We start from the raw sequence: 25,739 nt of genomic DNA on the forward strand, positions 1-25,739 counted from the left end.
GTCCTGTCACGGTGCGGCCGTGGTGACCTCCGGGCGTTCCTGCGCGGCGGCACCGGGCGCACATCGGCACACGAACCTAGGCTTTTCCGAAGAATCACGATGACGTGGAGATTCATATGCCAGGTGCCATCCATGCCGAAGGTCTGGTGAAGACCTTCGGAGACGTCAAGGCACTGGACGGCGTCGACCTCGATGTCCCGGAGGGGACCGTCCTGGGTCTGCTCGGGCCGAACGGCGCGGGCAAGACCACCACCGTCCGCTGCCTCACCACGCTGCTGCGTCCCGACAGCGGCCGGGCCGTCGTCGCCGGGATCGACGTGCTGAAGCACCCCGACGCGGTGCGCCGCTCGATCGGCCTGTCCGGCCAGTTCGCCGCCGTCGACGAATACCTCACCGGCCGGGAGAACCTCCAGATGGTCGGCCAGCTCTACCAGATGAAGGCCAAGGCCGCCCGGGCCCGCGCGGACGAGCTGCTGGAGCAGTTCCACCTCACGGACGCGGCCGACCGCACGGCGAAGACCTACTCCGGCGGCATGCGCCGCCGGCTCGACCTGGCCGCCGCCCTGGTCGTCTCCCCGCCCGTGATGTTCATGGACGAGCCGACGACCGGTCTCGACCCGCGCAACCGCCAGCAGCTCTGGGACGTGATCAAGGACCTCGTCTCCGTCGGCACGACCCTGCTGCTCACCACGCAGTACCTGGAGGAGGCCGACCACCTGGCGCACGACATCGCGGTCGTCGACCAGGGCCGGGTCATCGCCCGGGGCACCTCCGACCAGCTCAAGGCCCGCACCGGCGGCGAGCGCGTCGAGGTCGTGGTGCACGAGCGCGAGCGCATCCGCACCGCGGCCGCCCTCCTCGACAAGTACAGCCTGCGCGGCCCCGGCCAGGGCGACACCACGGTCGAGGAGCACATGCGCAAGATCACCACGCCGGTCTCCGGCGGGGCCAAGCTGCTCGCCGAGATCATCCGCGAGCTCGACACCGACGGCATCGAGATCGACGACATCGGGCTGCGCCGCCCCACCCTCGACGACGTGTTCCTCTCCCTCACCGGCCACGCCGCCGAGTCCGCACAGCTTGCCGACGAGGAGGCCGCGAAATGAGCGCCGTCACCGAATCCCTGCGGGTCGCGTCCCCCGGGAACGCGTTCAGCCGCTCCGTCCGCGACTCGCTGGTCGTCGCCAAGCGCAACCTGATCCGCATGGTCCGCATCCCCGAAGTGGTCATCTTCGGGCTGATCCAGCCGATCATGTTCGTGGTGCTGTTCTCGTACGTGTTCGGCGGCTCGCTGGACGTCGGCGGCTCCACCAGCCCGCAGGTCTACCGCGAGTTCCTGATGGCCGGCATCTTCGCCCAGACCGTCACCTTCGCCACGGCGGGGGCAGGCGCGGGCATCGCCGAGGACATGCACAAGGGGCTCATCGACCGCTTCCGCTCCCTGCCCATGGCGCGCGGCGCGGTCCTCACCGGCCGCACCCTCGCCGACATGGTGCAGACGGCGCTCACCCTGCTCGTGCTCGCCGTCGTCGCCCTGCTGGTGGGCTGGCGCACGCACACCAGCTTCGGCGAGGTGCTCGGCGCGTTCGGCCTGCTGCTGCTCACCGGATACGCCTTCACCTGGATCGGCGCGGTCATCGGCCTGTCGGTGCGCACGCCCGAGGCGGCCACCTCCGGCGGACTGGTCTGGCTCTTCCCGGTCACGTTCGTGTCGAACGCGTTCGTGGACTCCAGCAACATGACGCCCTGGCTGCGGCACATCGCCGACTGGAACCCGTTCAGTGCCACCGTGCAGGCCTGCCGCGAGCTGTTCGGCAACCCGGGTGTCTCCACCTCCGACGCCTGGCCGATGCAGCACCCGGTGTGGGCGTCGGTCATCTACTCGGTACTGATCATCGCGGTCTTCCGGACCCTGGCCGTGCGCAAGTACCGCTCGGCGGCGGCATGACGAAGCCCCCGGCGCCGCTCGGGCGCCGGGGGCCTCGCGGGGACTCGCGTGCGGCGGGTCAGCCGTTGTACGGCTCGGCCTTGAGGATCTTCACCGATGCCTTCTTGCCGTTGGGCAGCTCGTACTCGGCGTCGTCGCCGACCTTGTGGCCCATCACGCCGGACCCCAGCGGGGACTGCGGCGAGTAGGTCTCGATGTCGGAGCTCGCGTACTCACGGGAGGCGAGCAGGAAGGTCAGCGTGTCGTCCTCGTCGCCGTCGAAGGCGATCGTGACGACCATGCCCGGCGCCACCGCCCCGTCGGACGCCGGGGGAGTGCCCACCTTGGCGTTCTCGAGGAGCTGGGTGAGCTGGCGCACACGGAGCTCCTGCTTGCCCTGCTCCTCCTTGGCCGCGTGGTACCCGCCGTTCTCACGCAGGTCGCCCTCCTCGCGCGCGGCGGCGATCTTGGCGGCGATCTCCGTGCGCGCGGGACCAGTAAGGTACTCAAGCTCGTCCTTGAGCTTGTTGTACGCCTCCTGGGTCAGCCAGGTGACGTTCTCGCTGGTCTGGGTCACAGGTGCTCCTCGTAGGTACTGGGAATACAAAGCATCGCCCTACCCAGAAGGATGGTCCCCCAGGGACGGGCGAAACCACGAGCCTAACAATTCAGTGCCCGCAGGGGGAGGACATAAGCCGCTGTTTTCACAACAGTGCAGGTCAGTGGCCGGGTATTCCCCGTCCGCTCATTCGGCGTGACAGCCGATGAGCTCCGCACTGCTGCCGGGGGAGGTGGTGCGCAGCGTGACCACCTGGTCGACGCGGGTGTCGTCCCCGTCGAAGCGGAAGTCGGCCCGGCCGACCTCGCCGCCGTCCGCGGCCTGGGAGCGCACGGTGCACCAGCCGACGACGCTGGCGTCCTTGTGCACCTCCAGATGCACCGTCACCGCGTCCTCGCCGGCCTCGAAGCGGATCAGCTCGGCGCTGATCTCGTTCTGCGCGACGTAGTGGTAGCCGAACCAGCCGATCAGGGCGGTGAACAGGACGGCGAGCACACCGCCGACGACCTTGAGGGTGCGGTCGGCACGCTGGTCCGAGGATCGGCCGTAGCGGCCCTCGGGCAGCCGCGTGCTCGACGTACTCATGATCGTCTCCTCGGAAGGACCTCGGAAGGAAGGGACCGGCGTCCCCGGATCGTCCCCGGGAGCGGTCTCCGGAATTTTTCGCCCCCCGGTTCCGTCACTATAGAAGCCTGCGACTGCGCCGCCGTACACAGGGCGGCCCACGACTTGAGGATTGAGTCTTGACTGACCAGCTGCGACTGATGGCCGTGCACGCCCACCCCGACGACGAGTCGAGCAAGGGCGCGGCCACCATGGCGAAGTACGTGTCCGAGGGGGTGGACGTGCTGGTCGTGACCTGCACGGGCGGGGAGCGCGGCTCCATCCTCAACCCGAAGCTCCAGGGGGACCCGTACATCGAGGAGCACATCCACGAGGTGCGCAAGAAGGAGATGGACGAGGCCCGCGAGATCCTCGGGGTCAAGCAGGAGTGGCTGGGCTTCGTCGACTCCGGGCTGCCCGAGGGCGACCCGCTGCCGCCGCTGCCGGAGGGCTGCTTCGCCCTGGAGGACGTCGACAAGGCGGCGGGGGAGCTGGTGCGCAAGATCCGCTCCTTCCGGCCGCAGGTGATCACCACCTACGACGAGAACGGCGGCTACCCGCACCCCGACCACATCATGACCCACAAGATCACGATGGTGGCGTTCGAGGGCGCGGCGGACACCGAGAAGTACCCGGAGGACGAGTTCGGCCCGGCGTACCAGCCGCTGAAGGTGTACTACAACCAGGGCTTCAACCGGCCCCGCACCGAGGCGCTGCACAACGCGATGCTGGAGCGGGGCCTGGAGTCGCCGTACGCGGACTGGCTGAAGCGGTGGGACGAGTTCGAGCGCAAGGAGCGCACGCTCACCACGCACGTGCCGTGCGCCGACTTCTTCGAGATCCGCGACAAGGCGCTGATCGCGCACGCCACGCAGATCGACCCCGACGGGGGCTGGTTCCGGGTGCCGCTGGACCTCCAGCGGGAGGTCTGGCCGACGGAGGAGTACGAGCTCGCGAAGTCGCTCGTGGACACCTCCCTCCCCGAGGACGACCTCTTCGCGGGCATCCGGGACAATGGCTGACATGAGCGCAAGCGCAAGCCTGGCATTGACCCACCTGGTCCCCCTCGCCAAGGAATTCGACGAGGACAAGGTCACCCCCGGTGTCCTCGGCTTCATCGTCTTCGCGGCGCTGGCCCTGGCGGTCTGGGGGCTGATGAAGTCGATGAACCGGCACATGGGCCGCGTGAACTTCGCGGAGGCGGACGACCAGCAGCCGGACGCCGTCACCCCGGACACGGGCAAGTCCACGGCCTGACCCCGGCGGCCCTCTGGCCCACGGCACCCGGCATCATGCGCCGGGTGCCGCAGCCGTGTGCCCGGCCGCGCCCGGAGCGCCGCATCACACGCCCCGGCGGGACGCGCCACGCCGACAGCGGCGCCGAGCGGCCCCCGGTCCTCGAGCCCGGCCCGCCGGCACACGCGGGCGCCCGGCAATCTCGCGGCCCGGCGATGGGCGCGCAGTCCCTTCGGACTCCGCACGCGCCGTTGCTGCCCCCGCTCTCCGCAGCCGGTCCCATCGCGCTCGGCACGCGGAGCGCCTCCGGGGCGCCGGGCCCGCGCGGAGCCAGGACGCGCCGGACGCGGACGGCGCGGGCCCAGCGGGCGCCGCGCCGACGGCAGGGTGCCCGCAGGCGGGTCCGGCGCCGGGCGCGGCGCGTGTGCCGCAGCCGTGTGCCGAGGAGCGACGGCCGAGGCGCGGGCTACGCGTCCAGGGGGACCGTCACCCCCATCACCTCCCGGGCGTGGCGGCTGGGGACCAGGCCCAGGTTCCATGCCTGCCAGCCGGCTTCCAGGGTGACGCCCCGTTCCAGGAGGAGCCGGCAGGCGTCGACGCAGTCGGTGAGTTTGGGGTCGCGGGCCGGGTGGGGTGCGGCGGCCAGGTCGGTGAGTTCCTGCTGGGCCACCGCCGAGCCGACCTCCGTGCCGCCCGGCGCCGCGTACGGCAGGAGCGTGCAGCGCAGGAAGCGCGCCCAGTCCTCGCCGCGCCGGTCGCCGTAGGAGGCGAACAGCGCGACCGCCTCGTCGCACAGCGCCAGCGCCTGCTGGGTGCGCGCGTTGCCCGCGTCGACGACCGCCAGCTCCAGGCACGTCCACGCCTCGCCGTGCGCCACCCCGATCCGCTGGAAGTCGGCGCGCGCGTCCACCAGCAGCTGCCGGGCGAACCCGGAGTTGCGCAGTGAGCCCGTCTGGGCCGCCCGCTGGTCGCGGGTGACCCGCGCCGAGTGGTGCCGGGCGCAGGCCAGCCCGTAGACGTCCCGCATGCGGGAGAACATCGTGCGGGCGCGTTCCAGCTCCCGCACCGCGCGGTCCAGGTCGCCGCTCTCCTCCAGCGCCTGCCCGAGGTAGTACAGCGTCCACGCCTCGCCGCGCGCGTCCTCGTTGTCCCGGTGCCGGGCGGCGGCCGACCGCAGCTCCTCCACCGCGGGTCCCGCGTCCCCGTCCACCAGCCGGGCCCGCGCCAGCTCGGTCAGCGCCCACGCCTCCCCGCGCGCGTCGCGCGTGCGGCCGTACAGGTCGAGGGCGGTGCGCAGCTCGCCCTCCGCGCGCGGCACGTCCCCGCGCCGCAGATGCAGCTGCCCGAGCTGGAAGTGCGCCCACGCCTGCCCGTGCAGGGACTCGCCCGCCCGGTGCAGCACCAGCGACTCGGTGAGCAGCTCCAGCGCCTCGGCCAGCCGGGCACGGTCCCGCTCCACCGCGGCCAGCGCGTGCATCGTCCAGGCGCGGTCGGCGGCCAGCGCGTCGGACGCCTGGAGGTCGAGTGCCTCCCGCAGCCGCGCCGACGCCTCCGTCAGATTGCCCTGGTGGTGCAGCGTGATGCCGAGCGAGGTCAGCGCCCGCGCCTCGCCCGCCCCGTGCTGCGCCTCCCGGTACAGGTCCACGACCGACGTCAGCGTGGTCCGAGCCGTGTCCAGCTCGCCGAGCTGACGTGCCGCGATGCCGGTGCGCCACTGCACCGAGCGGACCAGCAGCCCCTCGTCGACGGCCTGCGCCAGCTCGTTGATCTCGCCCAGCCGGTAGAGGTCGCCGCGCAGCAGGCAGTAGTCGCACAGCGCGCCCAGCAGGTTCAGCACCGCCGCCCGGTCCACGCCCTCGGCGTGCCGCAGCGCGGCCGTGATGAAGCTGGACTCGTCGTCCAGCCAGCGCAGCGCCTCGTCCAGCGAGGTGAAGCCGTACGGGCTGAAGCGGTCGGAGCGGGTCGACATGTTGCCGTCGACCAGCCGCAGCACCGAGTCGGCGAGCTCCGCGTAGTTGACGATCAGCCGCTCCTGCGCGGCGGCGCGCTCGTCCGGGTCCTCCTCGTCGAGGAGCCGGGCGTGCGCGAACGCCCGCACCAGGGCGTGCAGCCGGTACCGGCTGTGCCGGACTCGGTCGATCAGCCCGGCCCGGTGCAGTGCTTCCAGGTGCCGGGTGGCCTCCGCCTCGTCGGTGGCCAGCAGCGCCGCCGCGGCGGCCGCGCCGAGCGAGGCGCGCCCGGCCAGCGCCAGCCGCCGCAGCAGCCGCCGTACGGTGTCCGGCTGGTCGGTGTAGCGCAGCCACAGGGCACGCTCGACCGGCTCGACGGGCCCGTAGGCGCCGAGGTCGGTGGCGAGGGCGAGGGTGGAGCGCGGCCCGAGGGCGGCGCCGGCCAGCCGCAGCGCCAGCGGCAGGCCCCCGCACAGCTCCCGCACCCGCTCCGCGGACTCCGCGTCGTAGGGCCCGGAGTCGTCCTGCGCGGCGGCGGTCAGCAGCTCCTCCGCGCCGGCCGCGTCCAGCGGTTCCACCGGCAGCCGGTGCACCCGCGCGGGCAGGTCCTCGGGCAGTCCGAGCGGGGAGCGGGTGGTGACGAGGACCAGGCTGTCGGAGCGCTCCGGGAGCAGCGTGCGGACCTGCTGCGGGTCGGAGGCGTCGTCGAGGACGATGGTGACCGGCGTGCCGGTCAGATGCTGGTGGTACAGCTCGCTCAGCCGCTTGACCTGCTGGTCCGGGGAGGTCCGCTCGCGGAACAGCAGCTGCTCGCGGGGCGCGCCGAGCCGGTTCAGCAGGTGCAGCAGCGCGTCGCGTGTGGACAGCGGCGGCTCGCCGGAGCCGTCGCCGCGCAGGTCGACCACGCAGGCCCCGCGGAAGTAGTCCCGCAGTTCGTGCGCGGCCCGCACCGCCAGCGTCGTACGGCCGCTGCCGGGCTCCCCGTGCAGCACCACCACCGTGGGCCGGGTCTCCGTCTCGGCGCGGGCCGACTGCACCCACTGCCGGATCCGCGCCATCTCCTGCCGCCGTCCCGCGAACGGGCCGTGCGGCTCGGGGAGCTGCCCGAACGACTGCTCGAGCACGCTTCTGCCGCGGGCCGCCGCGGCCTTGTCGGCGCCGCGCAGCCGCGGCCCGTTACGCTTCGGCGCCGTGGACGCGGCGAGGACCCGCTGCTGGTCGAGGAACGGCCGGATGCCGCGCACCTCCAGCGCGGTCAGCCACTGAAGCCGCAGCTGCTCCACCCCGCCCGGCTGGCCCGCCGCGCCGGCGTGATGGTGGGCGGCGGGGAGGTGCGACCCGGCGACCTTCACCACGGTCGCCGCCGCCCCGACCACGCCGACGGCCACCCCCGCGCCCAGCGCGGTCCCGGTGTCCGTGCCGAACGCCAGGTCGGCGACCACCGCCGCCACGCCCGCCACCCCGGCCACCAGCAGCGGCGTCGCGCCGCCCTCGCGCGCGTAGCGCTGCCGGAAGGTGAGCCGGCCGGCCTCCGCCTCGTCCAGCGCGCGGGTGTACGCCTCGTACTCCTCGGCCGCCGTCCGCGCCATCGTCTCCAGCGCCCCGCGCGCCCGTGACAGCAGCACCTTGCCGTCGGTGCGCCCGCCCGACCGGCGCACCTCCTCCTCCACGGCCCGCGCCAACAGCCGTTCGGCGTCGGCTCGCTGACCGTCCCTCATGTCCCGTCCCCCTCCGGCGGCGATCGCGTCCCTACGAGTGTCCTGCGGACGCGCCCGCCGCGCGAGGGTGCGGCGATCAACGACCGCCCCGACACCAACTCTTCACAGGGCGGGGGGCATTCAACTCTTCACAGGGCCGGGGCGCACTCACACCTCTTTGATGATCACGCGTTTCCCGCAGAGCTTCGACCAGTCGTCACGGTCGGACGTCAGAACGATCACGGGGGCCGGGACGCGGAGCGCGAGCGCGGCGACGAGGGCGTCGACCGCGTACTTGTGCCCGTGCAGCCCGCCGGCGTCCCGGAGCAGCGTCACCGCTGTCAGGGAATCCTCCTGGCTGACCGGCTCCACGCGCAGCCGGGAGAGCAGCCATTTCAGCCGCGCATGATCGGTCTTGCCGTGCACGGCTTCGACGATGGTCAGCACGGACACGAGAACAGGCACCCCGGCCTGCCGGGATGCCTCGATGCGAGCTGCCATCCTGCGGTCGTTGCACAGGAGAAGGGACAGCGCTTCGGAGTCGAGCAGCAGTGAGCGGGCCGGCTGTTCCTTCACGCGGCTCCCCGCTCGCCGTCCTCGGCGTTCACCTCTCCGAACAGCTCGCCACGAGCGGCTTCGATCTCCCGTTCCGTGAGCGTTCCGTGCTCCTCCTCGTGGGACGCGACGATCTCCGCGAGTCCGTCCATGGCGAGCTGGTGCCGGACAGCCTCGGTGATGTAGCTGGACAGGCCGCGGCGACCGGTCCGGGAGCGGAGCTCGCTGACAAGCTCGGCGGGCATGGACACGGAGATGTTCTCGGTGGTCCCGGCTCGGGTCTGCTTCATGCCTGAAGTGTAAGACGACTTCTATTACAACGAGAAGGTTTCGGGTGGCGGCACGGATGTGAGGCGGCGCCCCGCTCAGCCGTCCCCCGCCGGGCGGGTGGAGTGCGCGAGGATGGAGGCATGGCGAACCGACTTGCGCAGGCCACGTCCCCCTACCTCCTCCAGCACGCCGACAACCCCGTCGACTGGTGGACCTGGTCCGAGGAGGCCTTCGCGGAGGCGCGGCGGCGTGACGTGCCGGTGCTGCTGAGCGTCGGCTACTCCAGCTGCCACTGGTGCCACGTCATGGCCCACGAGTCCTTCGAGGACCAGGCCACGGCCGACGAGATGAACGCGCACTTCGTCAGCATCAAGGTCGACCGCGAGGAGCGCCCCGACGTCGACGCCGTCTACATGGAGGCCGTGCAGGCGGCGACCGGGCAGGGCGGCTGGCCGATGACGGTGTTCCTCACCCCGGACGCCGAGCCGTTCTACTTCGGCACCTATTTCCCGCCCGCCCCGCGTCACGGCATGCCGTCGTTCCGGCAGGTGCTGGAGGGCGTGAGGCAGGCCTGGGCGGAGCGGCGGGACGAGGTCGGCGAGGTCGCCGGGAAGATCACGCGGGACCTGGCGGGCCGGGAGCTGTCCGTGGGCGGCGACGAGGTGCCCGGCGAGCAGGAGCTGGCGCAGGCGCTGCTCGGGCTGACCCGGGAGTACGACGCGCAGCGCGGCGGGTTCGGCGGGGCGCCGAAGTTCCCGCCGTCCATGGTGCTCGAGTTCCTGCTGCGGCACCACGCCCGCACCGGCGCGGAGGGCGCCCTCCAGATGGCCGCGGACACCTGCGAGCGGATGGCGCGCGGCGGCATCTACGACCAGCTCGGCGGCGGCTTCGCCCGCTACTCCGTGGACCGCGACTGGGTCGTCCCGCACTTCGAGAAGATGCTCTACGACAACGCCCTGCTGTGCCGGGTCTACACCCACGTGTGGCGGACCACCGGCTCGGAGCCGGCGCGGCGCGTGGCGCTGGAGACCGCCGACTTCATGGTCCGCGAACTGCGCACGCCGGAAGGCGGTTTCGCGTCCGCGCTGGACGCCGACAGCGACGACGGCACGGGCAAGCACGTCGAGGGCGCGTACTACGTCTGGACGCCGGCGCAGCTGCGCGAGGTGCTCGGCGACGCGGACGCGGAGCTGGCCGCCCGCTACTTCGGGGTGACCGAGGAGGGCACCTTCGAGGAGGGCGCCTCGGTGCTTCAGCTGCCGCAGCGTGACGAGGTGGCCGACGCGGCCCGGATCGACGGCATCCGGGAGCGGCTGCTCGCGGCCCGCGGCCGGCGGCCCGCGCCCGGCCGGGACGACAAGGTGGTCGCCGCCTGGAACGGCCTGGCGATCGCCGCGCTCGCCGAGACGGGCGCCTGCTTCGGCCGGCCGGACCTGGTGGAGGCCGCGGTGGCCGCCGGCGACCTGCTGGTGCGGGTGCACCTGGACGAGCAGGCCCGTATCGCCCGGACCAGCAAGGACGGGCAGGTGGGCGCCAACGCGGGCGTGCTGGAGGACTACGCCGACGTCGCCGAGGGCTTCCTGGCGCTGGCGTCGGTGACCGGCGAGGGCGTGTGGCTGGACTTCGCGGGCCTGCTCGTGGACCACGTCCTGGCCCGCTTCCTGGACGCGGAGTCGGGGGCGCTGTACGACACGGCGTCGGACGCGGAGCGGCTGATCCGGCGCCCGCAGGACCCCACGGACAACGCCGTTCCGTCCGGCTGGACCGCCGCGGCGGGCGCGCTGCTGGGCTACGCGGCGCACACCGGCTCCGAACCGCACCGCACGGCCGCCGAGCGGGCCCTGGGCGCGGTGAAGGCGCTCGGCCCGCGCGTGCCGCGGTTCATCGGCTGGGGTCTGGCGGTCGCCGAGGCCGTGCTGGACGGCCCGCGCGAGGTCGCGGTGGTCGGGCGGGGCGCGGACGACCCGGCGACCGCAGAGTTGCACCGCACCGCCCTGCTGGGCACGGCGCCGGGCGCGGTGGTCGCCGTGGGCACGGAGGGCAGCGACGAGTTCCCGCTCCTCGCCGACCGGCCCCTCGTCGACGGAGCCCCGGCCGCCTACGTCTGCCGCAACTTCACCTGCGACGCCCCGACGACCGACCCCGCCCGCCTGCGCACAGCGCTCGGCGGACGGGCGTAGCGGGGGCACGGCGCCCTGACGGGCGTGTCGTCGCCTCGCGGCCGGACGCGCCGGGTCCCGCCCGCCTGGGGCGCAGGGTGTCGCCCCTGCTTCCGGCCGGCAGGTGTTGGGCTCAGGCGCCTTGGTCCGATCGCGTACGCACGGCGCTGGGCGGACGTGGGGGCGGCGCGGGGCCCTGACGGGTGTGTCTTCGCCTCGGGGCCGGACGCGCCGGGTCCCGCCCGCCTGGGGCGCAGGGTGTCGCCCCTGCTTCCGGCCGGCAGGTGTTGGGCTCAGGCGCCCTGGTCCGATCGCGTACGCACGGCGCTGGGCGGACGTGGGGGCGGCGCGGGGCCCTGACGGGCGTGTCGTCGCCTCGCGGCCGGACGCGCCGGGTCCCGCCCGCCTGGGGCGCAGGGTGTCGCCCCTGCTTCCGGCCGGCAGGTGTTGGGCTCAGGCGCCTTGGTCCGATCGCGTACGCACGGCGCTGGGCGGACGTGGGGGGCGGCGCGGGGCCCTGACGGGCGTGTTTTCGCCTCGCGGCCGGACGCACCGGACCCCGCTCGCCCGGGGCGCAGGGTGCCGTCCCTGCTCACGACCGGCTGGCGCAGGGCCCGGGCGCCTCGGTCTGTGCGGAGGACCGCCGGGGCGCGGCGCCCTGACGGGTGTGTCTTCGACTCGGGGCCGGACGCCCCAAACCCCCCCCCGGGTCGCAGGGTGCCGACCCTGTCCCCCCGCCGGCAGGCGCACGTCTCAGGCGCCCCGGTCCGCCCGTGACGCCACCGCGCGCTCCACGATCGCCTCCAGCTGCTCGTGGTGCGCGCCCTTCCAGTAGGCGCGGCCGCAGTCGGCGCACTGGGCGAACACGTCGTACGTGCGGTGGGTGCCCTCCTTGAGCTGGTCGGCGACGTCCTCCTTGCCGGCCGCGCGCAGCAGCCCGTTGCAGGCGGTGCAGCGGGTCCAGGGCCGCAGATCGGGGGCGAACCGGTCGAGGACGTCCGCCAGTTGCTCCTCGGGGCGGGTGCTGTAGACGAAGGCGCCCGCCCACAGCTCGCGGCGGCGCAGCAGCCCCCGGTCGCGGCTCAGCATGACCCGCTTCTCGGCGGCGGAGCGGGCGGCCAGCGCAGGGTCGCCGATGTCGGTCGACTCGTACGCCGTGTCCACGCCCAGCAGTCGCAGCCGGCGGGCCAGGGTGCCGAGGTGGACGTCGAGCAGGAAGCGCAGGGGAGCGCCGGGCACCCGCTGCGGGTAGGTGTGCGGGCGCACGGTCACCGACTCGCCGGCGGCCGGGACGTGTCCGACGGGCACCTCGCGGCCGTCCACCAGCAGGGCGCCGACCTCGGTCAGGGGGACACCCAGGGACTCGACGACGTGGCCGAGGCCGGCGATGCCGTCGGTGGCCGTCCGGAGGCTGCCCGTGGCGCGGGCCTGGGGGACGAAGACGCGCAGCTCGGGGGCGAACTCGACGTGGATCTCGGGACCGTTCACCCGGTCAGGATGGCACGGCGGCGGCGCGGTGCCTCAGCTTTTTCCGGCGGGCAGGCCGTGCTCGATCACGTCGACCGCCCGGTCGGCGAGGTCGGCCCAGTCCTCGCGGTGGCCGTGCTCCGCCCAGTACGCCGTGGCCTCGAGGAGGCCGCCGATCAGGGACATCACGTGCACCCGCACCTCCAGTCCCTCCGGGTCGAGCCCGGTGCGGCCGGCGACGGCCTCGGCGAGCAGCCGCCCGGTGCCCGTCAGGGTCTCCCGCATCCGCGCGCGGACCGCGGGGATCTCCAGCATCAGCCGCGCGCGCAGCTCGGTCGTCTCCGGCTGCTCGGTCATGGCGAGGCGGACGGCCTTGCGGATCACGTACCGGACGGAGTCGGTCCAGGGTTCGCCGGCGGGCCGTGCGGCGAGTTCGGCGAGCAGCGGCTCGTCGTACTCGTCGGGGACGACGATGTCCTCCTTGGTGGGGAAGTAGCGGAAGACGGTCGACGGGGACACCTCGGCGCGCTCGGCGATCTGCTCGATCGTCGTGGGGTGGTACCCCTGCTGCTCGATCAGCGCGTAGGCGGCGGAGCGGATGGCCTCCCGTGTCCGGATCCTCTTGCGCTCCCGCAGTCCGGGGCGCGGCGGGGCGTCGGGGGCGGGTGATGCGCCGGTGACAGCTGCCATGAAATGAGAGTAACTCTCATAAGTAACTCTCATGAGAGGGGACGGAAAGGCCGCGGCGTGGATGCCGCGGCCTTGCGTACGGGGGGCGGGACGGCCCCCGGTGTCCCCTACGCGTGCTGGTAGGCCACCAGGGAGATCCCCACGTAGTGGGCGATGAAGGCGGCCAGGGTGAAGGAGTGGAACACCTCGTGGAAGCCGAACCAGCGGGGGGAGGGGTTGGGCTTCTTGATGCCGTAGACGACGCCGCCGGCGCTGTAGAGCAGGCCGCCGACCACGACCAGGACGAGGACGGCGATGCCGCCGGTGTGCAGGAAGTCCGGCAGGTAGAACACCGCGGCCCAGCCCATCGCGATGTAGCACGGCGTGTAGAGCCAGCGCGGGGCGCCGACCCAGAACACGCGGAAGACGATCCCGGCGGCCGCGGCGGCCCAGATGCCCCACAGCAGCCAGCGGCCCTTGGAGTCGGGCAGTAGCAGGATCGTCAGCGGGGTGTAGGTGCCCGCGATGATCAGGAAGATGTTGGCGTGATCGAGGCGGCGCAGGACGCCGTCCATGCGGGGGCTCCAGTTGCCCCGGTGGTACAGCGCGCTCACGCCGAAGAGCAGGCAGGCGGTCAGGGCGTACACACCGCAGGCGACGCGGCCCCGGGGGGAGTCGGCGAACGCGGTGAGGGCCAGCCCGGCGACCAGTGCGGCCGGGAACATGCCCAGGTGGAGCCAGCCGCGCAGCTTCGGTTTGACGGGGTGAGGCAGAGAGGTCGCCACCGGGCCCGGGCCTTCGGCCTGCGGGTCCTTGGGCGTGTCGGGGGCGAACGCAGTCATGTTCGCATGGTACCTACGCGACCGTAAGTTACACCTCCGGGCGGCCTGTTGGGCCGCGCGAAGTGGCCATCCTCTCACGCCGGCCCGCGCACGCCGTCACGCAAAGAGTCGGTTTCGTTCACTCCATGTGCGTGTAAAGCCGCACGACAGCCGTGGTCAGCGTCACGTTGCTCACCTGTGCGGCCCTCTGGACAGATGGGCGCACGCATCGGATGATCAAATGAGTGCGGTCGACACCGGATGAGCGCCGAAGTCACCCCTTTCAGCATCCGGGTCGCAGCCCCCACGGGGCCTCCACAACCACAAAAACCCTCACTTAGGAGCAAACGTGGCGCGCGACATCGCGGAACCCGGCGTCCCCACCACCCACCAGGGACTGATCTCCTGGGTCGACGAGATCGCAGAGCTGACGCAGCCGGACCGGGTGGTCTGGTGCGACGGCTCGGAAGCCGAGTACGAGCGCCTGTGCGGGGAGCTCGTCGCCAAGGGCACCTTCACCAAGCTCGACCCGGTCAAGCGCCCCAACTCCTACTACGCCGCCTCCGACCCCACCGACGTCGCCCGCGTCGAGGACCGGACGTTCATCTGCTCCGAGAAGGAGGAGGACGCCGGCCCGACCAACCACTGGAAGGCCCCCGCCGAGATGCGGGATATCTTCCAGGGCGAGAAGGGCGTGTTCCGCGGCTCCATGCGCGGCCGCACGATGTACGTCGTCCCCTTCTGCATGGGCCCGCTCGGCTCGCCGCTGTCCGCGCTCGGCGTGGAGATCACCGACTCCGCGTACGTCGCCGTTTCCATGCGCACCATGACCCGCATGGGCCGGCCCGTCCTCGACGAGCTCGGCGACGACGGCTTCTTCGTCAAGGCCGTGCACTCCGTCGGCGCCCCGCTGGAGCCCGGCCAGGAGGACGTCCCCTGGCCCTGCAACCGGACCAAGTACATCTCGCACTTCCCCGAGGACCGCGAGATCTGGTCCTACGGCTCCGGCTACGGCGGCAACGCCCTGCTCGGCAAGAAGTGCTACGCCCTGCGCATCGCGTCCGTCATGGCCCGCGACGAGGGCTGGCTCGCCGAGCACATGCTCATCCTCAAGCTCACCCCGCCCACCGGTGAGTCCAAGTACGTCGCGGCGGCCTTCCCGTCCGCCTGCGGCAAGACCAACCTCGCCATGCTGGAGCCGACGGTCTCCGGCTGGACGGTCGAGACGATCGGCGACGACATCGCCTGGATGCGCTTCGGCGAGGACGGCCGCCTCTACGCGATCAACCCCGAGGCCGGCTTCTTCGGCGTCGCGCCCGGCACCGGCGAGCACACCAACGCCAACGCCATGAAGACCCTGTGGGGCAACGCGGTCTTCACCAACGTCGCCCTCACCGACGACGGCGACGTGTGGTGGGAGGGCATGACGGAGGAGACCCCGGCCCACCTCACCGACTGGAAGGGCAACGACTGGACCCCGGAGTCGGGGACCCCGGCCGCCCACCCCAACGCCCGCTTCACGGTGCCCGCCGCGCAGTGCCCGATCATCGCGCCGGAGTGGGAGGACCCCAAGGGCGTGCCGATCTCCGCGATCCTCTTCGGCGGGCGCCGCGCCAGCGCCGTACCGCTGGTGACGGAGTCCTTCGACTGGAACCACGGCGTCTTCCTCGGCGCCAACGTGGCCTCCGAGAAGACCGCCGCCGCCGAGGGCAAGGTCGGTGAGCTGCGCCGCGACCCGTTCGCCATGCTGCCGTTCTGCGGCTACAACATGGGCGACTACATGGCCCACTGGATCGACGTCGCCAAGGACAAGGACCAGGCCAAGCTCCCGAAGATCTACTACGTCAACTGGTTCCGCAAGAACGACGACGGCAAGTTCGTCTGGCCCGGCTTCGGCGAGAACTCCCGGGTCCTGAAGTGGATCGTGGAGCGCCTGGAGGGCAAGGCGGCGGGCGTCGAGACCCCGATCGGCGTCCTGCCGACGAAGGACGCCCTCGACACGGAAGGACTCGGCCTCTCCGACGGCGACCTGGACTTCCTGCTCACCGTGGACAAGGAGGTGTGGCGCGAGGAGGCCGCCCTGGTCCCCGAGCACCTCAACACCTTCGGCGACCACACCCCGAAGGAGCTGTGGGACCAGCACCGGGCGCTGGTGGAGCGCCTGCGCTGACCACCACGCCCGCACAGACCCCGCGGCCGGCCGGTACGAGGATGCCCTGACCAGCGATCGTCACGCCACGGCCGGCCGCGGAACACACCGGCGGGGCCCCGCACAACGGAGTGCGGGGTACCGGTCCCGGCGCCGCCCCTCCCGTCCGCCCCGACGGGAACCCGCGGCACCGGTCCCGCCCCGCCCCCTTCGGCACGGCCCGCCCAGGGGCTCACGAACGTGCCGAGACCGACGGACGCCCCGGTTCCACTCGGACCGGGGCGTCCGGCCGTCCCGCCCCGACGCGCGGTCGGACCGGGTCAGATCACGCGGAACAGGTCCGCCGTCGTGTGGACGTCCGTCAGGTCGTCGACCGTGCGGAGGTTGTCGCACAGGGACTCCAGGACCGAGCCGGAGGCGGTGGCGGTGTCGGGGGTGGCGATGGCGATGCCGAAGAGTCGGAAGTCCAGACGGCGTTTGACGGCGTTCCACAGGCGGGTCCAGTTCTCCGAGACCTCGCAAGCGTCGTCGGTGATCAGGACGATGTCGCCGCGCGCCCGGGACGCGTCGTCGAACTCCTCCTCCAGGATCTTCGCGGCCGTGCCCAGCGGGCGCTGGAAGTCGGTGCCGCCGCCGAGGAACGTCTCCGCGAAGTCCAGGACCTCGGTGACCGGGGCGGGCCGGCCGGCCGGGAAGCGGAAGACCTGGAGCTTGTCGGCGGCGGAGAACAGGATGCCGACGAAGTCCCGTCCGGCGTGGCGCGCCTGGTCCAGGAGCGCCAGCGCGCACGCCTTCGACCACGCCTCCCGGGTGATCCCGCCGGGCCCCTCCGCGTACATGGAGTGCGACGTGTCCACGCACGCGACGATCGCGCCCTTGCCGGTGCTCTGCTCGCCCCGGCTGTCGTACAGCATCAGCTCCCCGGCGGCGTAGCGGGCGGCGAACACCGCGCGCAGTTCCGGCACGCCGAGGACCGCCAGTTCGGAGGGGAGGACGCGGGAGAGGTCGTCGCCCAGGGTGACGCCGACCAGCTCGCCGGTGGCGTTCTCCACCCTGCGGGCGCGCTCGCCCGCGGCCATCTGCCGGAAGCGGCCGATCAGCTCGGCCCACCGGGCGAGCCGCCCGGAGCGCAGCCGTTCGGCGAGGCGGGCGCGTTCGTCGAACGGCATCCGCTCCGTCTCGCCCGCCTCCACGCCCCACGCCCGCATCAGCGCGGCCTCCTGCCGGACGGCCTCCGCGGCCGCCGACGCGGCGGTACGGGCGGCCGACCGGATGCCGGGAACCGCCGCCGCCATCGCCTGCGCGGCGGCGCCGTCCTCCCGCCGGGCCTCGTCCTCGGCGGCCTCGGCCGCCTCCACCGCCCGGCGCACGGCCGCGACGGCCGGGGCCGGCACCTCCCCCTGCCCGCCGGCCTCCTCGGCGGCCTGCCGCAGCGCCTCACCCACGTCGGCCGCCGCGGCCTCGGCCCGCTGCCGGGCCCGGTCCGCCCGCCCGGTCCGCTCCCTCGCCTCCCGCGACCGCTCCAGCAGCCCGCGCAGCGCGGACGACTGGGCGAGTACGGCCAGGGCGGCGGCGTACGCGTCGCCCGCCGTCTGCCGGTGCAGCGCGGCGAAGTCGGGGGACTGCGTCAGCGCGGTCACGACCTGGTGGTGGACCAGGTGGGACGGGGCCATGACGGCGCGGTCCCGCAGGCGTGGGGCGGCCTGGTACGCGCACAGGAACACGTCCGCCAGCAGGTCGGGCGCGTACGCGTGCCGGGTGAGCAGCTGCGCCGCCAGCTCGCGGAGCGCCGCCGACCGCGCGTACACGTCGCGCCACGCGACCCGGTCGTACGGGCCGGCGACCACGGCCGTGGTGTGCCGTTCGGCGGGGGCGGCGGACCGGGCCAGCCACCGGCCGGCCTGCCGTGTGAGCGCGTCGAGCGGCTCCGTCCGTTCATCCATGCGCGCCTCAGAGCTGGGTCGGCACCATGGACGCGTCCACGCCCAGCGCCTCGGTGAGGACGCGGGCGCGGACCGCGCGCTGGCGGCCGGTGACCCGGTCGATGGTCGCCGTGGACCGGCCCGCGCCGGCCGCCTCCTCGCGCAGCCGCTCCAGCCGCTTGCCCGCCATGGCGAGCTTGTGGTGGGCGTTCTTGATGACCCACTCGCTCAGCGCCTCCCGCGACTGCCCGGCCATCGCGTCGAGCTGCGCCTCCAGTTCCTCGATCACGTCGGCCAGGTCGAGCGCCTCCCGGGCGTCCGGGTTCACCAGGTTCAGCACCTCCCGCTCCACGACCGGACGCTGGGCGGGGGAGTCCCACAGCACATGCGTCAGCACGGACAGGTCGGTCTCGGCGACCTCCGTCCGCCCGTCCAGGTACGCGGAGGCCTGGAGCAGCGCGACCGCCTGCCGCCACCGCCGGTCGGAGGCGACGAGCTCCTTGCGGCGCAGGGCGGCCCGCAGCGTCACCACGGCGTCCACGATCGCGTCGGGCACGCCCACGGAAGGCACGCCCTCGCCCACCGCCCGCTGGAGCGCCGCCAGTTCGAGGGTGGTGCGCGGCGCCGGACCGGCCGGGCGGCCGACGGCGGACCGCACCAGCGCGGCGAAGTTCGACGGGTCCTCCAGATAACCGACCTCGATCCGCACCAGCAGCCGGTCGTAGATCGCGGCCGAGTCCTCCCCGTCGGGCAGTTCGTTGCTCGCGGTGATCGCGCCGATCAGCGGGCAGCGGATCGGGGCGCCGCCGTTCTCGGGGTGGTAGATCCGCTCGTTGAGATAGCCGAGGGTCTCGTTCAACGCGGCCGTCGAGCACTTGAAGATCTCGTCGATGAACGCCACGTGCGCGGTGGTCGCCCGTCCGTCGTACACCTGCCGGTACTCGCCCCGCGCCAGCGCGGCCACGTCGATCGGCCCGAACATCCGCGTCGGGGCGGTGAACTTCGACAGCAGGATCTCCCAGTAGGCGGCTCCGTCGATCCGGCCCGTCAGCTCCCGCGCCAGCTCCGACTTCGCGGTCCCGGGCGGCCCGAGCACCAGCGAGTGCTGCCCGGCGAGCAGCGTCACGACCAGCGTGCGTACGACGTCGTCCCGCTCGAAGAAGCGCGTCGACAGCTCGCCGCAGATCGCGCGCAGCCGCCGGGCCGTGTCCCCCGGGGCCCCCGTGTCCTCCGCGGCCCCCGTGTCCCCCGCGTCCCGCCCGTCGTCCATGTACCGCTCCTCGCCTGTGACGCCCCTGCCGGGCCCGCTGTGACGGCCGTTCCCCCCGAAACTACGTCAGCAGGGCGCGCAGCCGCCCAGGAGGGAGCCCCGCCGCACGGCGGACGGCGCGGGTCATGTGGGACTGGTCGGTGTAACCGAGCTCCGTCGCCAGACCCGCCAGGTCCCGCTCGCCCTCGGCGAGGCGGTCCAGCACGCGGGCCAGGCGCAGCCGCTCGCGGTGCGCGGACACCGTGCTCCCGGTGACGGCGGTGAAGACCCTGCTCAGATGGTGCGGCGACGCGCCCACGGCCCGGCTCAACGCCGCGAGACCCAGCGTCGGTTCGGCCGCGAGCGCCGCACGCGCGTCGTCCACCAGACGCCGGCGGGCGGCGGCGGAGGCGGGTCGTCCGGAGGCGACACGGGCGGGCGCGAGCCGTGCGAGGATCCCGGCCGCCAGGCGGACCGTGTGCTCACCCAGCTCGAAGGAGTCACCGCCCCTGCGGGCGAGGGAGAGCAGCACGCGGTGTGCGAGCGCCAGCTCCGGTGTCACCATCACCATCCCTTCCGGGACCGTGGGATCACCGCCGAGGAGATCGGCGACCCGGGGCTCGGACAGCACGATCTCGGTGTACGCGTCCGGCCCCAGCGGATGCGCGAACTGCTGCTCGCCGCCGAGCCGTTCGACGTACACGGCGCCCGCGTCCAGCACATGCTCCACCCCGTCGACCCGGGCCCGCAGCACCCCGTCCCGGAGCAGCACCAGCCCGAACACGGGAGCGGGCCGGAGCGGCGACCAGCCGGGCGCGGTGCTGCCGCAGCGCACGTCGGCGAGCAGGACGTCGTCCTCGCACAGGTGCACCCGTCGCTCCCCGGCCATACGGCCATCGTAGGAGCCGCACCCTCCGGCGCGGGACCGCTTGACCGGACCCCTTGCCCGGCCACCCGCGAACCGGACACGAACGTACAAGCGCCGGCATGCGACCCCCTCGCACGATGGCTGTCGCGCACCACGACCCGTACGTACGCGACACCCTCGCAGGAGAGCCCATGACCGAGCGTCCCGCCCCGTCCCCCGCCCTCACCCGCCGTGGAGTCCTGCGCGGCGCCGCTGCCGCCGCGGGCGCCGGCACGCTCGCCGCATGGGCGGCCGCCGGCTCCCGGGCGACCGCCGCGCCCCACCGCCCCACGAGGGACACCGCGCGTGTTGTCACCCGGCACACGGGCCCCTACGAGGTGATGGCCCTCCTCGACGCCCACGGCACCTTCCCCGCCACGCGGCAGGCCGTGTTCCCCGACGCGACCGACGCCGACTGGGCCCGCGCGCGGCGGCTCGACCCGGCGGCCTTCGGCCCGGACGACACCTGGGAACTCGACTTCCGCTGCTACGCCGTCCGCGGGCCCGGCGGACGCGTCACCCTCGTCGACACCGGCGTCGGCCCCGCCGGCAGCCCCGCGTCGGACTGGGCCCCGGTGCCGGGCCGCCTGCCGTCGGTCCTCCGGCACGCGGGCATCGAACGCGACGACGTGGACACGGTCGTCCTGACCCACCTCCACGAGGACCACTACGGCTGGACGGTCGACCCGACGGGCACCCCGATGTTCCCCGACGCCCGCCACGTGGTGCAGCGCGCGGAGATCGAGGCGCTGGACGCCGGCGACAGCGCCCTGTCGTACGTGGTCGAGCCCCTGCGCCGGGCCGGACTGCTGCACCCGACCGACGGCCGGGTGAGGGTGCGGGGCGACGCGGGCTGCGCGGCGCTGACCGCCGTACCGACGCCCGGCCACACCCCGGGCCACCAGTCCGTGCTCGTCGACGGCGGCGGCCGGGGCGGCAGCATCATGATCACCGGTGACGTCCTGGTCCACGCCGTCCAACTGGCCGCGCCGGACGTCGCCTACGGCCTGGAGGACGACCAGGCCACGGCCCGCCGCACCCGCCACGCCCTCCTCGCCGAGGCCCGCGAACAGGGCCACCTGCTGGCGACGGCCCACGTGAACCGGACGTTCCTCGACGTCGGGCGGAGCTGACCGGCACGCCCTAGGCCGCATCCGGCGGCCCGTCCGCCGCCAGCTCCCACCACACCGTCTTGTGGCCGGGCCCCTGCGTCACGCCCCATCTCTCCGTCAGCGCCGCCAGCAGCGCGAGCCCGCGTCCCGACTCCTCCCCGGCGTCCGCCGACGCCCGCAGGACGGGCAGCACGCGGGGGTCGGGGTCGGTGACCTCCAGGCGGGTGCGTCCGCCGTCGTCGTACGACACCCGGACGGTGACGGGAACGCCCTCGCCGAGGTGCCGGACCACGTTCGTGACGAGTTCGCTCGCGCAGAGCTGGACGTCGGGGCCGTGGTCGCGCAGGGCGCGGCGTACGCGGGACACCTCGGCCGGTGTCGCGAGCAGGTCGAGCGTCAACGCCGGTCGCGTCCGCGGGCGCAGATGCCGGTCCTCGGTCTCGGTGGGGCTGTGCATGGGGGTTCACGCCTTCCGGTGCTCTGTGTGACGAACCGGTCACACTGTGCCGCCGCTCGGCGTAGCGTGACAGCCCTTCGGCATCCCGGCCCTGAACTGCACCTATGCGGTGCGGGGGTTGGTAGCGGCCGGGACCGGCACAGCGAGGACGGTGAACGATGGGGCAGCGCAAGGACATCGACGGTTCGACGGGCGTCCCGACCTTCTACGGCAGTGAACTGCGCTGGAAACTGGAGGAGGCGGGCCTGACGCTCCAGCAGTTGGTCGAGGGCAGCTTCTACGGCCCGAACCACCTCAGCGAGATCGAGCGGGGGACGCGGAGGATGCCGGCGGAGCTGGCGGAACACGTGGACAAGGTGCTCGGCACGGACGCCTTCTTCCGCCGGCGGTGCGAGGACGTGCGGAGGGCCGAACGGAGGGGACACGCCAGCTACTTCGCTGGGCAGCGCCATGGTTATGACCGTCGCCGATGCGCCACCTCTGATCTACACGGAGGCGCAGTACAGCGGTGACACCATCGACGATCCGGGCCTCGTGAAGCAGTACCGCAAGGCATACGACCGGCTCAGGGCCGCCGCACTGCCTCCAGAGGCGCCCCTCGCCCTTATCGAGCAAGCGGCTGAGGATGACCGAAATGGCGAGCAACGCACATGATCTGAGCACGGCCGTCTGGCGCAAGAGCAGCTACAGCAACGGCGATGGCGGTAACTGCCTCGAAGTCTGCGACGCACACACCTCCGTGGTCCCCGTCCGTGACTCCAAGGTCCCCGACGGCCCGGTCCTCACCGTCACGGCGGCGGCCTGGACGTCGTTCGTCGCGTCCCTCAAGTGAGAACTGATAGCCGCACGCGCGTTTCCCTGCGTTCCTGGCTGATCCTCGCCGTGCCTGTCGTGGGCCTGTTGGTCCTGACGTACTCCGCGACCGCGCCCGAGCCGGGCGCGGCCGTGGCTTGGCAGGCCGCTGCCGAGCCGTTGCGGGACAGTCCGCTGGCCTCCGGCGGCACGGCCCAGCTCGCGAAGTGCGGGGTGAACGAATGGCAGCGCCCGGAACCACGAGGGAAAGGCGAGGGGAGCGAGGATCCTCAACTGGTGATCACCAGCTGGGGTTATTACGACCCGGGGCCGAAGATGCCGGGTGAACTCCGCTACACCGTTCGCGCCGCCGTCCGGACGGACAACCGCCCCCTGGTGCTCGACGCCCCGGTGGCCGAAGGGCGGGTCACGCTCGACTTCTACGGTCCCCACGGTGAGGGCGTCCGCGCATCCGCCCGTGGTCTGACCGCGACCGTCGTGGACAGCGGTCCCACGGGCAAGCCGGTGGACGTCCCGGCGTCCGGGCGTTTCCGTGTGGACCCCGGCGAGCAGTTGCTCCTCGAGGTCGAGTTGCCCGCCGGAGCCGTATGTCCTGGTCACGACCTGAGTGACATCGGCAAGTGCTCCGACGAGCACAGCAACGACGCCCTGGACTGCCCGACGCTGACCCTCACCCTCAGCGACCCGGCGATCCGCGCGTACCGCGCCGGGACGGCGGACGGCGACACCGCCGCCTCCTTCAGCGACCGGCTCGTCGCGGTCTTCCCGGAGTGGAACGTCGACCAGGTGTGAGCGTCACGCGCGAGGAAAGCGGGCCCGTACCGCGTCGATGCAGGTGTCCCGGGAGGTGGGTCCGCCGAAGCGGAGGCGGTCGTAGGCCGTGAACGCCGGTTCCAGGGCGTCGAGTTCGTCGACCAGGGCGTGCAGCCGCTCCGTCCACCGCGCCGAACCGGCGTCCGGACCGCTCGGCGCGGCGTCGATCGCGGTCGTCAGGTGGTCCTTGCGCCGGATGGTCGCCGGGGTCACCGAGTGCAGGCACACGTACTGGCCGCTGAGGTATGCGCTCCACTCCGCCTTCCCGGTCACCGGGTCGGCCCAGTGCGCGGTGAACCACGCTTCGAGGCGGTCGACGCCGCCGGCCTCGTCGGCGAGGGCGAACAGGTCGGCCGGCACCATCTCGGCGCCGTCGGACCGCAGATATCCCGGCAGCGGCAGTCGCCCCTCCAGCATGAGCCGGCGGACCTCGTCGGCGTCGCGGCCCCGGACCGTGCACAGGTCCTCCAGCGTGACGAACTGCGCGCTGACGTAGGCGTCGTCCGCCGCGGTCATCGGATGGTCCCCGTTGACCTCCCGGAACCGCTCCACGAGCTGCTGCTTCACATCCGTCTCCGGCACAGGGACCCTCCGGCGTCGTCGGCACGGCACGGGCGTCTCCCGCGCGGACTCCGCACGCTACGGCCCGGACCGTTCGGCGCTCACCGAACCGTCGACGAGGGGACCGTACGGGCGGGGAAGTCCGCGAGGCGTGCCGCCGGGGGGAGGGGCGTGGCCGCTTCCGGCTGCGGTGCCGCGCGGAAGGCCTCGATCACGTAGGCGGCGTAGCGGCGGGAGGCCGCCGCGCGGGCCGAGGCCGGCGTGTCCTGAAGGCCCCGGTGGGCCATCAGGACCAGCACCAGGTCGTCGACGACGAAGTCCGGTCGCAGCCGGCCGGCCTCCCGGGCCCGCCGGGCCAGTTCGGCCACCGCGCGCAGGGACTGTTCCCGGTCGGCCGCGAAGTCCATCACCTCGGGGAACGCCGCCATGAAGGCGTCCGCGAACCCCCGGCTGCGCGCGTGCAGTTCGCAGATCTGCTCGATCACGGTCCGGAAGCCGTGCCACGGGTCCGGGTCCGCGAGGGCGTCCCGGACGGCCGTACGACAGACCCGCCGCTGCTCGGCGAACGTCTCCGTGAGCAGGTCCCGCTTCGCCGGGAAGTGCCGGTACAACGTCGCCGGGCCGACCCCCGCGCGCCGTGCGACCTCACGCATCGGCGCGCCCAGCCCCTCCTCCCCGAACACCGTGCGCGCGGCGTCCAGGATGCGGGCCCGGTTGTCGCGGGCGTCGGAGCGCAGGGGGTGAGTCACTTCGGTGGTCATCGTCTCTCACTTCGCTCAAATGGACGCGGGCGTCCGTTACGGTCCGACGGCGGTGCTGCCACCGACCTTAAGGAGCAGAGATGAAAGCCGTGGTGATCAGGACGTTCGGGGACCCGGAGGGACTGGAGGTCGTCGACCTCCCCGCGCCGGAACCGGGGCCGGGGCAGGTGCTGATCGGCGTCGAGGCGATCGGGGTGGGCGGGGTGGACGCCGTGATCCGCCGGGGCGCCCTCGCCGCCTACGGGTTCCGGGCGGGGCATCTGCTGGGCAGCGAGGTCGCGGGCACCGTCACCGCCGTGGGGGAGGGCGTCGACGCGGCGTGGGCCGGGCGGCGGGTGTGGGCGTTCACCGGGCTGTCCGGCGGGTACGCCGAGCAGGCCGTCGCCCGCGTCGAGGACGTCCTCGCGCTGCCCGACGGCCTGACCGGCGAGGACGCGGTGACGCTGGGCGGCTCCGGGCTCGTGGCCCACTTCGCCCTGCGGAAGGCCCACTTCGCGGCCGGTGAGACCGTGCTGGTGCGCGGTGCGGCGGGCAGCATCGGGATCACGGCGGTCCAGCTCGCGGCCCGGGGCGGCGCGGGCGCGGTCGCGGTCACCACGTCGTCCGAGGAGCGGGGCGCGCGGCTGCGGGAACTGGGCGCGACCCATGTCCTGGACCGGTCAGGACGGGGCGCCGGCCCGGACGTACCGACCGGCTTCGACGTCGTCGTCGACGTGGTCGGCGGGCCCGGACTGCCGGACGTCCTGGACACGCTGCACGCGGGCGGCCGGTACGTGCTGGTCGGCGTCGTCGGAGGTCAGCCGCCGGAGGACTTCGGCGCGCGGCTGCTGCGGGACTTCCGCAAGTCGCTGACGTTCGCCGCCTTCAGCACCGACACCGTGCCCGGCCCCGACCGCCAGACCGTCCGCGCGGAACAGTTCGCCGAGGCCGCGCGCGGGGACCTGCGCACCGTCGTGCACGCGGTGCTGCCGCTCGGCCGCGCGGCGGACGCCCACCGGGCGATGGACGCGGGGGAGGTGTTCGGCCGGGTGGTACTCACACCGTGAGCCGGGGCGTCGACCGTGACGGTCACGCCCGGGAAGG

General features: G+C 73.3%; 24 protein-coding genes and 1 pseudogene. 11 read left to right on the forward strand and 14 right to left on the reverse strand.

The window, feature by feature from the left end; genetic code table 11:
* Positions 1-116 precede the first annotated feature (116 nt).
* Together ACFOSY_RS02680 and ACFOSY_RS02685 are read left to right on the forward strand one after the other, a co-directional pair.
* Positions 117-1,106: an ATP-binding cassette domain-containing protein gene (locus tag ACFOSY_RS02680; protein WP_394305084.1), complete on the forward strand. Its 990-nt coding sequence runs from the start codon at positions 117-119 to the stop codon at positions 1,104-1,106.
* A complete protein-coding gene (locus ACFOSY_RS02685; RefSeq protein WP_394305085.1) occupies positions 1,103-1,948 on the forward strand; it encodes an ABC transporter permease in 846 nt (281 codons plus the stop codon). The genes ACFOSY_RS02680 and ACFOSY_RS02685 overlap by 4 nt, the downstream gene beginning before the upstream one ends.
* Positions 1,949-2,006: 58 nt before the next feature.
* On the opposite strand, the gene greA is transcribed toward ACFOSY_RS02685, so the two are convergent.
* Both greA and ACFOSY_RS02695 read right to left on the reverse strand, forming a co-directional pair.
* On the reverse strand, positions 2,007-2,504 hold the full coding sequence (gene greA, locus ACFOSY_RS02690) for a transcription elongation factor GreA (RefSeq protein ID WP_394305086.1): 498 nt from the start codon (positions 2,502-2,504) through the stop codon (positions 2,007-2,009).
* Between the two features lie 168 nt (positions 2,505-2,672).
* Positions 2,673-3,071, reverse strand: coding sequence for a DUF4307 domain-containing protein (locus ACFOSY_RS02695; RefSeq protein WP_394305087.1), 399 nt, complete (start codon positions 3,069-3,071; stop codon positions 2,673-2,675).
* 158 nt (positions 3,072-3,229) lie between these two features.
* Here ACFOSY_RS02695 and mca point away from each other — a divergent pair, with 158 nt between their 5' ends.
* Both mca and ACFOSY_RS02705 read left to right on the forward strand, forming a co-directional pair.
* Positions 3,230-4,111, forward strand: a complete 882-nt coding sequence (gene mca / locus ACFOSY_RS02700; RefSeq protein ID WP_225653583.1) for a mycothiol conjugate amidase Mca — start codon at positions 3,230-3,232, stop codon at positions 4,109-4,111.
* On the forward strand, positions 4,104-4,346 hold the full coding sequence (locus ACFOSY_RS02705; protein ID WP_394305088.1) for a hypothetical protein: 243 nt from the start codon (positions 4,104-4,106) through the stop codon (positions 4,344-4,346). Before mca ends, ACFOSY_RS02705 begins: the two co-directional genes overlap by 8 nt.
* Positions 4,347-4,791: 445 nt before the next feature.
* Here ACFOSY_RS02705 and ACFOSY_RS02710 read toward each other — a convergent pair whose 3' ends face one another.
* The 3 genes from ACFOSY_RS02710 to ACFOSY_RS02720 form a co-directional block, all read right to left on the reverse strand.
* A complete protein-coding gene (locus ACFOSY_RS02710; RefSeq protein WP_394305089.1) occupies positions 4,792-7,992 on the reverse strand; it encodes a tetratricopeptide repeat protein in 3,201 nt (1,066 codons plus the stop codon).
* Between the two features lie 147 nt (positions 7,993-8,139).
* The gene (locus ACFOSY_RS02715) at positions 8,140-8,547 is read right to left on the reverse strand and encodes a PIN domain-containing protein (protein WP_394305090.1); all 408 of its coding nucleotides are present in this window, start codon (positions 8,545-8,547) and stop codon (positions 8,140-8,142) included.
* Positions 8,544-8,816 (reverse strand): hypothetical protein, encoded by a 273-nt coding sequence (locus ACFOSY_RS02720; RefSeq protein WP_394305091.1) that lies wholly within the window; start codon positions 8,814-8,816, stop codon positions 8,544-8,546. The genes ACFOSY_RS02715 and ACFOSY_RS02720 overlap by 4 nt, the downstream gene beginning before the upstream one ends.
* Positions 8,817-8,936: 120 nt before the next feature.
* Between ACFOSY_RS02720 and ACFOSY_RS02725 the strand changes: the two genes are divergently transcribed.
* Complete coding sequence (locus tag ACFOSY_RS02725; RefSeq protein WP_394305092.1) at positions 8,937-10,976, forward strand: thioredoxin domain-containing protein; 2,040 nt, start codon at positions 8,937-8,939, stop codon at positions 10,974-10,976.
* A gap of 732 nt (positions 10,977-11,708) precedes the next feature.
* On the opposite strand, the gene ACFOSY_RS02730 is transcribed toward ACFOSY_RS02725, so the two are convergent.
* The 3 genes from ACFOSY_RS02730 to trhA all read right to left on the reverse strand — a co-directional run bounded on the left by ACFOSY_RS02730 (position 11,709) and on the right by trhA (position 13,933).
* Positions 11,709-12,443, reverse strand: coding sequence for a Mut7-C RNAse domain-containing protein (locus tag ACFOSY_RS02730; protein ID WP_394305093.1), 735 nt, complete (start codon positions 12,441-12,443; stop codon positions 11,709-11,711).
* Positions 12,444-12,476: 33 nt separating this feature from the next.
* Positions 12,477-13,112 carry a TetR/AcrR family transcriptional regulator gene (locus ACFOSY_RS02735; RefSeq protein ID WP_394305094.1) on the reverse strand — a complete coding sequence of 212 codons (636 nt, stop codon included), beginning with the start codon at positions 13,110-13,112 and terminating at the stop codon, positions 12,477-12,479.
* A 107-nt stretch (positions 13,113-13,219) separates the two neighbouring features.
* A complete protein-coding gene (gene trhA / locus ACFOSY_RS02740; protein ID WP_394305095.1) occupies positions 13,220-13,933 on the reverse strand; it encodes a PAQR family membrane homeostasis protein TrhA in 714 nt (237 codons plus the stop codon).
* Between the two features lie 328 nt (positions 13,934-14,261).
* On the opposite strand from trhA, the gene ACFOSY_RS02745 reads away from it, so the two are divergent.
* Positions 14,262-16,082: a phosphoenolpyruvate carboxykinase (GTP) gene (locus ACFOSY_RS02745; protein WP_394305096.1), complete on the forward strand. Its 1,821-nt coding sequence runs from the start codon at positions 14,262-14,264 to the stop codon at positions 16,080-16,082.
* 299 nt (positions 16,083-16,381) lie between these two features.
* Here ACFOSY_RS02745 and ACFOSY_RS02750 read toward each other — a convergent pair whose 3' ends face one another.
* The 3 genes from ACFOSY_RS02750 to ACFOSY_RS02760 form a co-directional block, all read right to left on the reverse strand.
* On the reverse strand, positions 16,382-18,004 hold the full coding sequence (locus ACFOSY_RS02750; protein ID WP_394305097.1) for a VWA domain-containing protein: 1,623 nt from the start codon (positions 18,002-18,004) through the stop codon (positions 16,382-16,384).
* A gap of 7 nt (positions 18,005-18,011) precedes the next feature.
* Complete coding sequence (locus tag ACFOSY_RS02755) at positions 18,012-19,253, reverse strand: AAA family ATPase (protein ID WP_394305098.1); 1,242 nt, start codon at positions 19,251-19,253, stop codon at positions 18,012-18,014.
* A 61-nt stretch (positions 19,254-19,314) separates the two neighbouring features.
* Entirely contained in the window at positions 19,315-20,121 is an 807-nt protein-coding gene (locus tag ACFOSY_RS02760) for a helix-turn-helix domain-containing protein (RefSeq protein ID WP_394305099.1), read from the reverse strand.
* Between the two features lie 170 nt (positions 20,122-20,291).
* On the opposite strand from ACFOSY_RS02760, the gene ACFOSY_RS02765 reads away from it, so the two are divergent.
* Entirely contained in the window at positions 20,292-21,272 is a 981-nt protein-coding gene (locus ACFOSY_RS02765; RefSeq protein WP_394305100.1) for an MBL fold metallo-hydrolase, read from the forward strand.
* Between the two features lie 10 nt (positions 21,273-21,282).
* Here ACFOSY_RS02765 and ACFOSY_RS02770 read toward each other — a convergent pair whose 3' ends face one another.
* Positions 21,283-21,708, reverse strand: a complete 426-nt coding sequence (locus ACFOSY_RS02770) for an ATP-binding protein (RefSeq protein ID WP_394305101.1) — start codon at positions 21,706-21,708, stop codon at positions 21,283-21,285.
* A 158-nt stretch (positions 21,709-21,866) separates the two neighbouring features.
* On the opposite strand from ACFOSY_RS02770, the pseudogene ACFOSY_RS02775 reads away from it, so the two are divergent.
* The 3 genes and pseudogenes from ACFOSY_RS02775 (at position 21,867) to ACFOSY_RS02785 (ending at position 23,313) form a co-directional block, all read left to right on the forward strand.
* Positions 21,867-22,362 (forward strand): annotated as a pseudogene (locus ACFOSY_RS02775) (Scr1 family TA system antitoxin-like transcriptional regulator).
* Positions 22,343-22,540 carry a DUF397 domain-containing protein gene (locus tag ACFOSY_RS02780; protein ID WP_394305102.1) on the forward strand — a complete coding sequence of 66 codons (198 nt, stop codon included), beginning with the start codon at positions 22,343-22,345 and terminating at the stop codon, positions 22,538-22,540. The pseudogene ACFOSY_RS02775 and the gene ACFOSY_RS02780 overlap by 20 nt, the downstream one beginning before the upstream one ends.
* A complete protein-coding gene (locus tag ACFOSY_RS02785) occupies positions 22,537-23,313 on the forward strand; it encodes a hypothetical protein (RefSeq protein WP_394305103.1) in 777 nt (258 codons plus the stop codon). Before ACFOSY_RS02780 ends, ACFOSY_RS02785 begins: the two co-directional genes overlap by 4 nt.
* Before the next feature lie 3 nt (positions 23,314-23,316).
* On the opposite strand, the gene ACFOSY_RS02790 is transcribed toward ACFOSY_RS02785, so the two are convergent.
* The gene (locus ACFOSY_RS02790) at positions 23,317-23,916 is read right to left on the reverse strand and encodes a DUF6058 family natural product biosynthesis protein (RefSeq protein ID WP_394305104.1); all 600 of its coding nucleotides are present in this window, start codon (positions 23,914-23,916) and stop codon (positions 23,317-23,319) included.
* 80 nt (positions 23,917-23,996) lie between these two features.
* Positions 23,997-24,656 (reverse strand): TetR/AcrR family transcriptional regulator, encoded by a 660-nt coding sequence (locus ACFOSY_RS02795; protein ID WP_394305105.1) that lies wholly within the window; start codon positions 24,654-24,656, stop codon positions 23,997-23,999.
* Between the two features lie 80 nt (positions 24,657-24,736).
* Here ACFOSY_RS02795 and ACFOSY_RS02800 point away from each other — a divergent pair, with 80 nt between their 5' ends.
* Complete coding sequence (locus tag ACFOSY_RS02800; RefSeq protein WP_394305106.1) at positions 24,737-25,702, forward strand: zinc-binding dehydrogenase; 966 nt, start codon at positions 24,737-24,739, stop codon at positions 25,700-25,702.
* The last annotated feature ends 37 nt before the right edge of the window (positions 25,703-25,739 follow it).

Origin of the sequence: Streptomyces lusitanus, assembly GCF_042647945.1 — a bacterium.
GTDB classification, from domain to species: Bacteria; Actinomycetota; Actinomycetes; order Streptomycetales; family Streptomycetaceae; genus Streptomyces; species Streptomyces pseudogriseolus.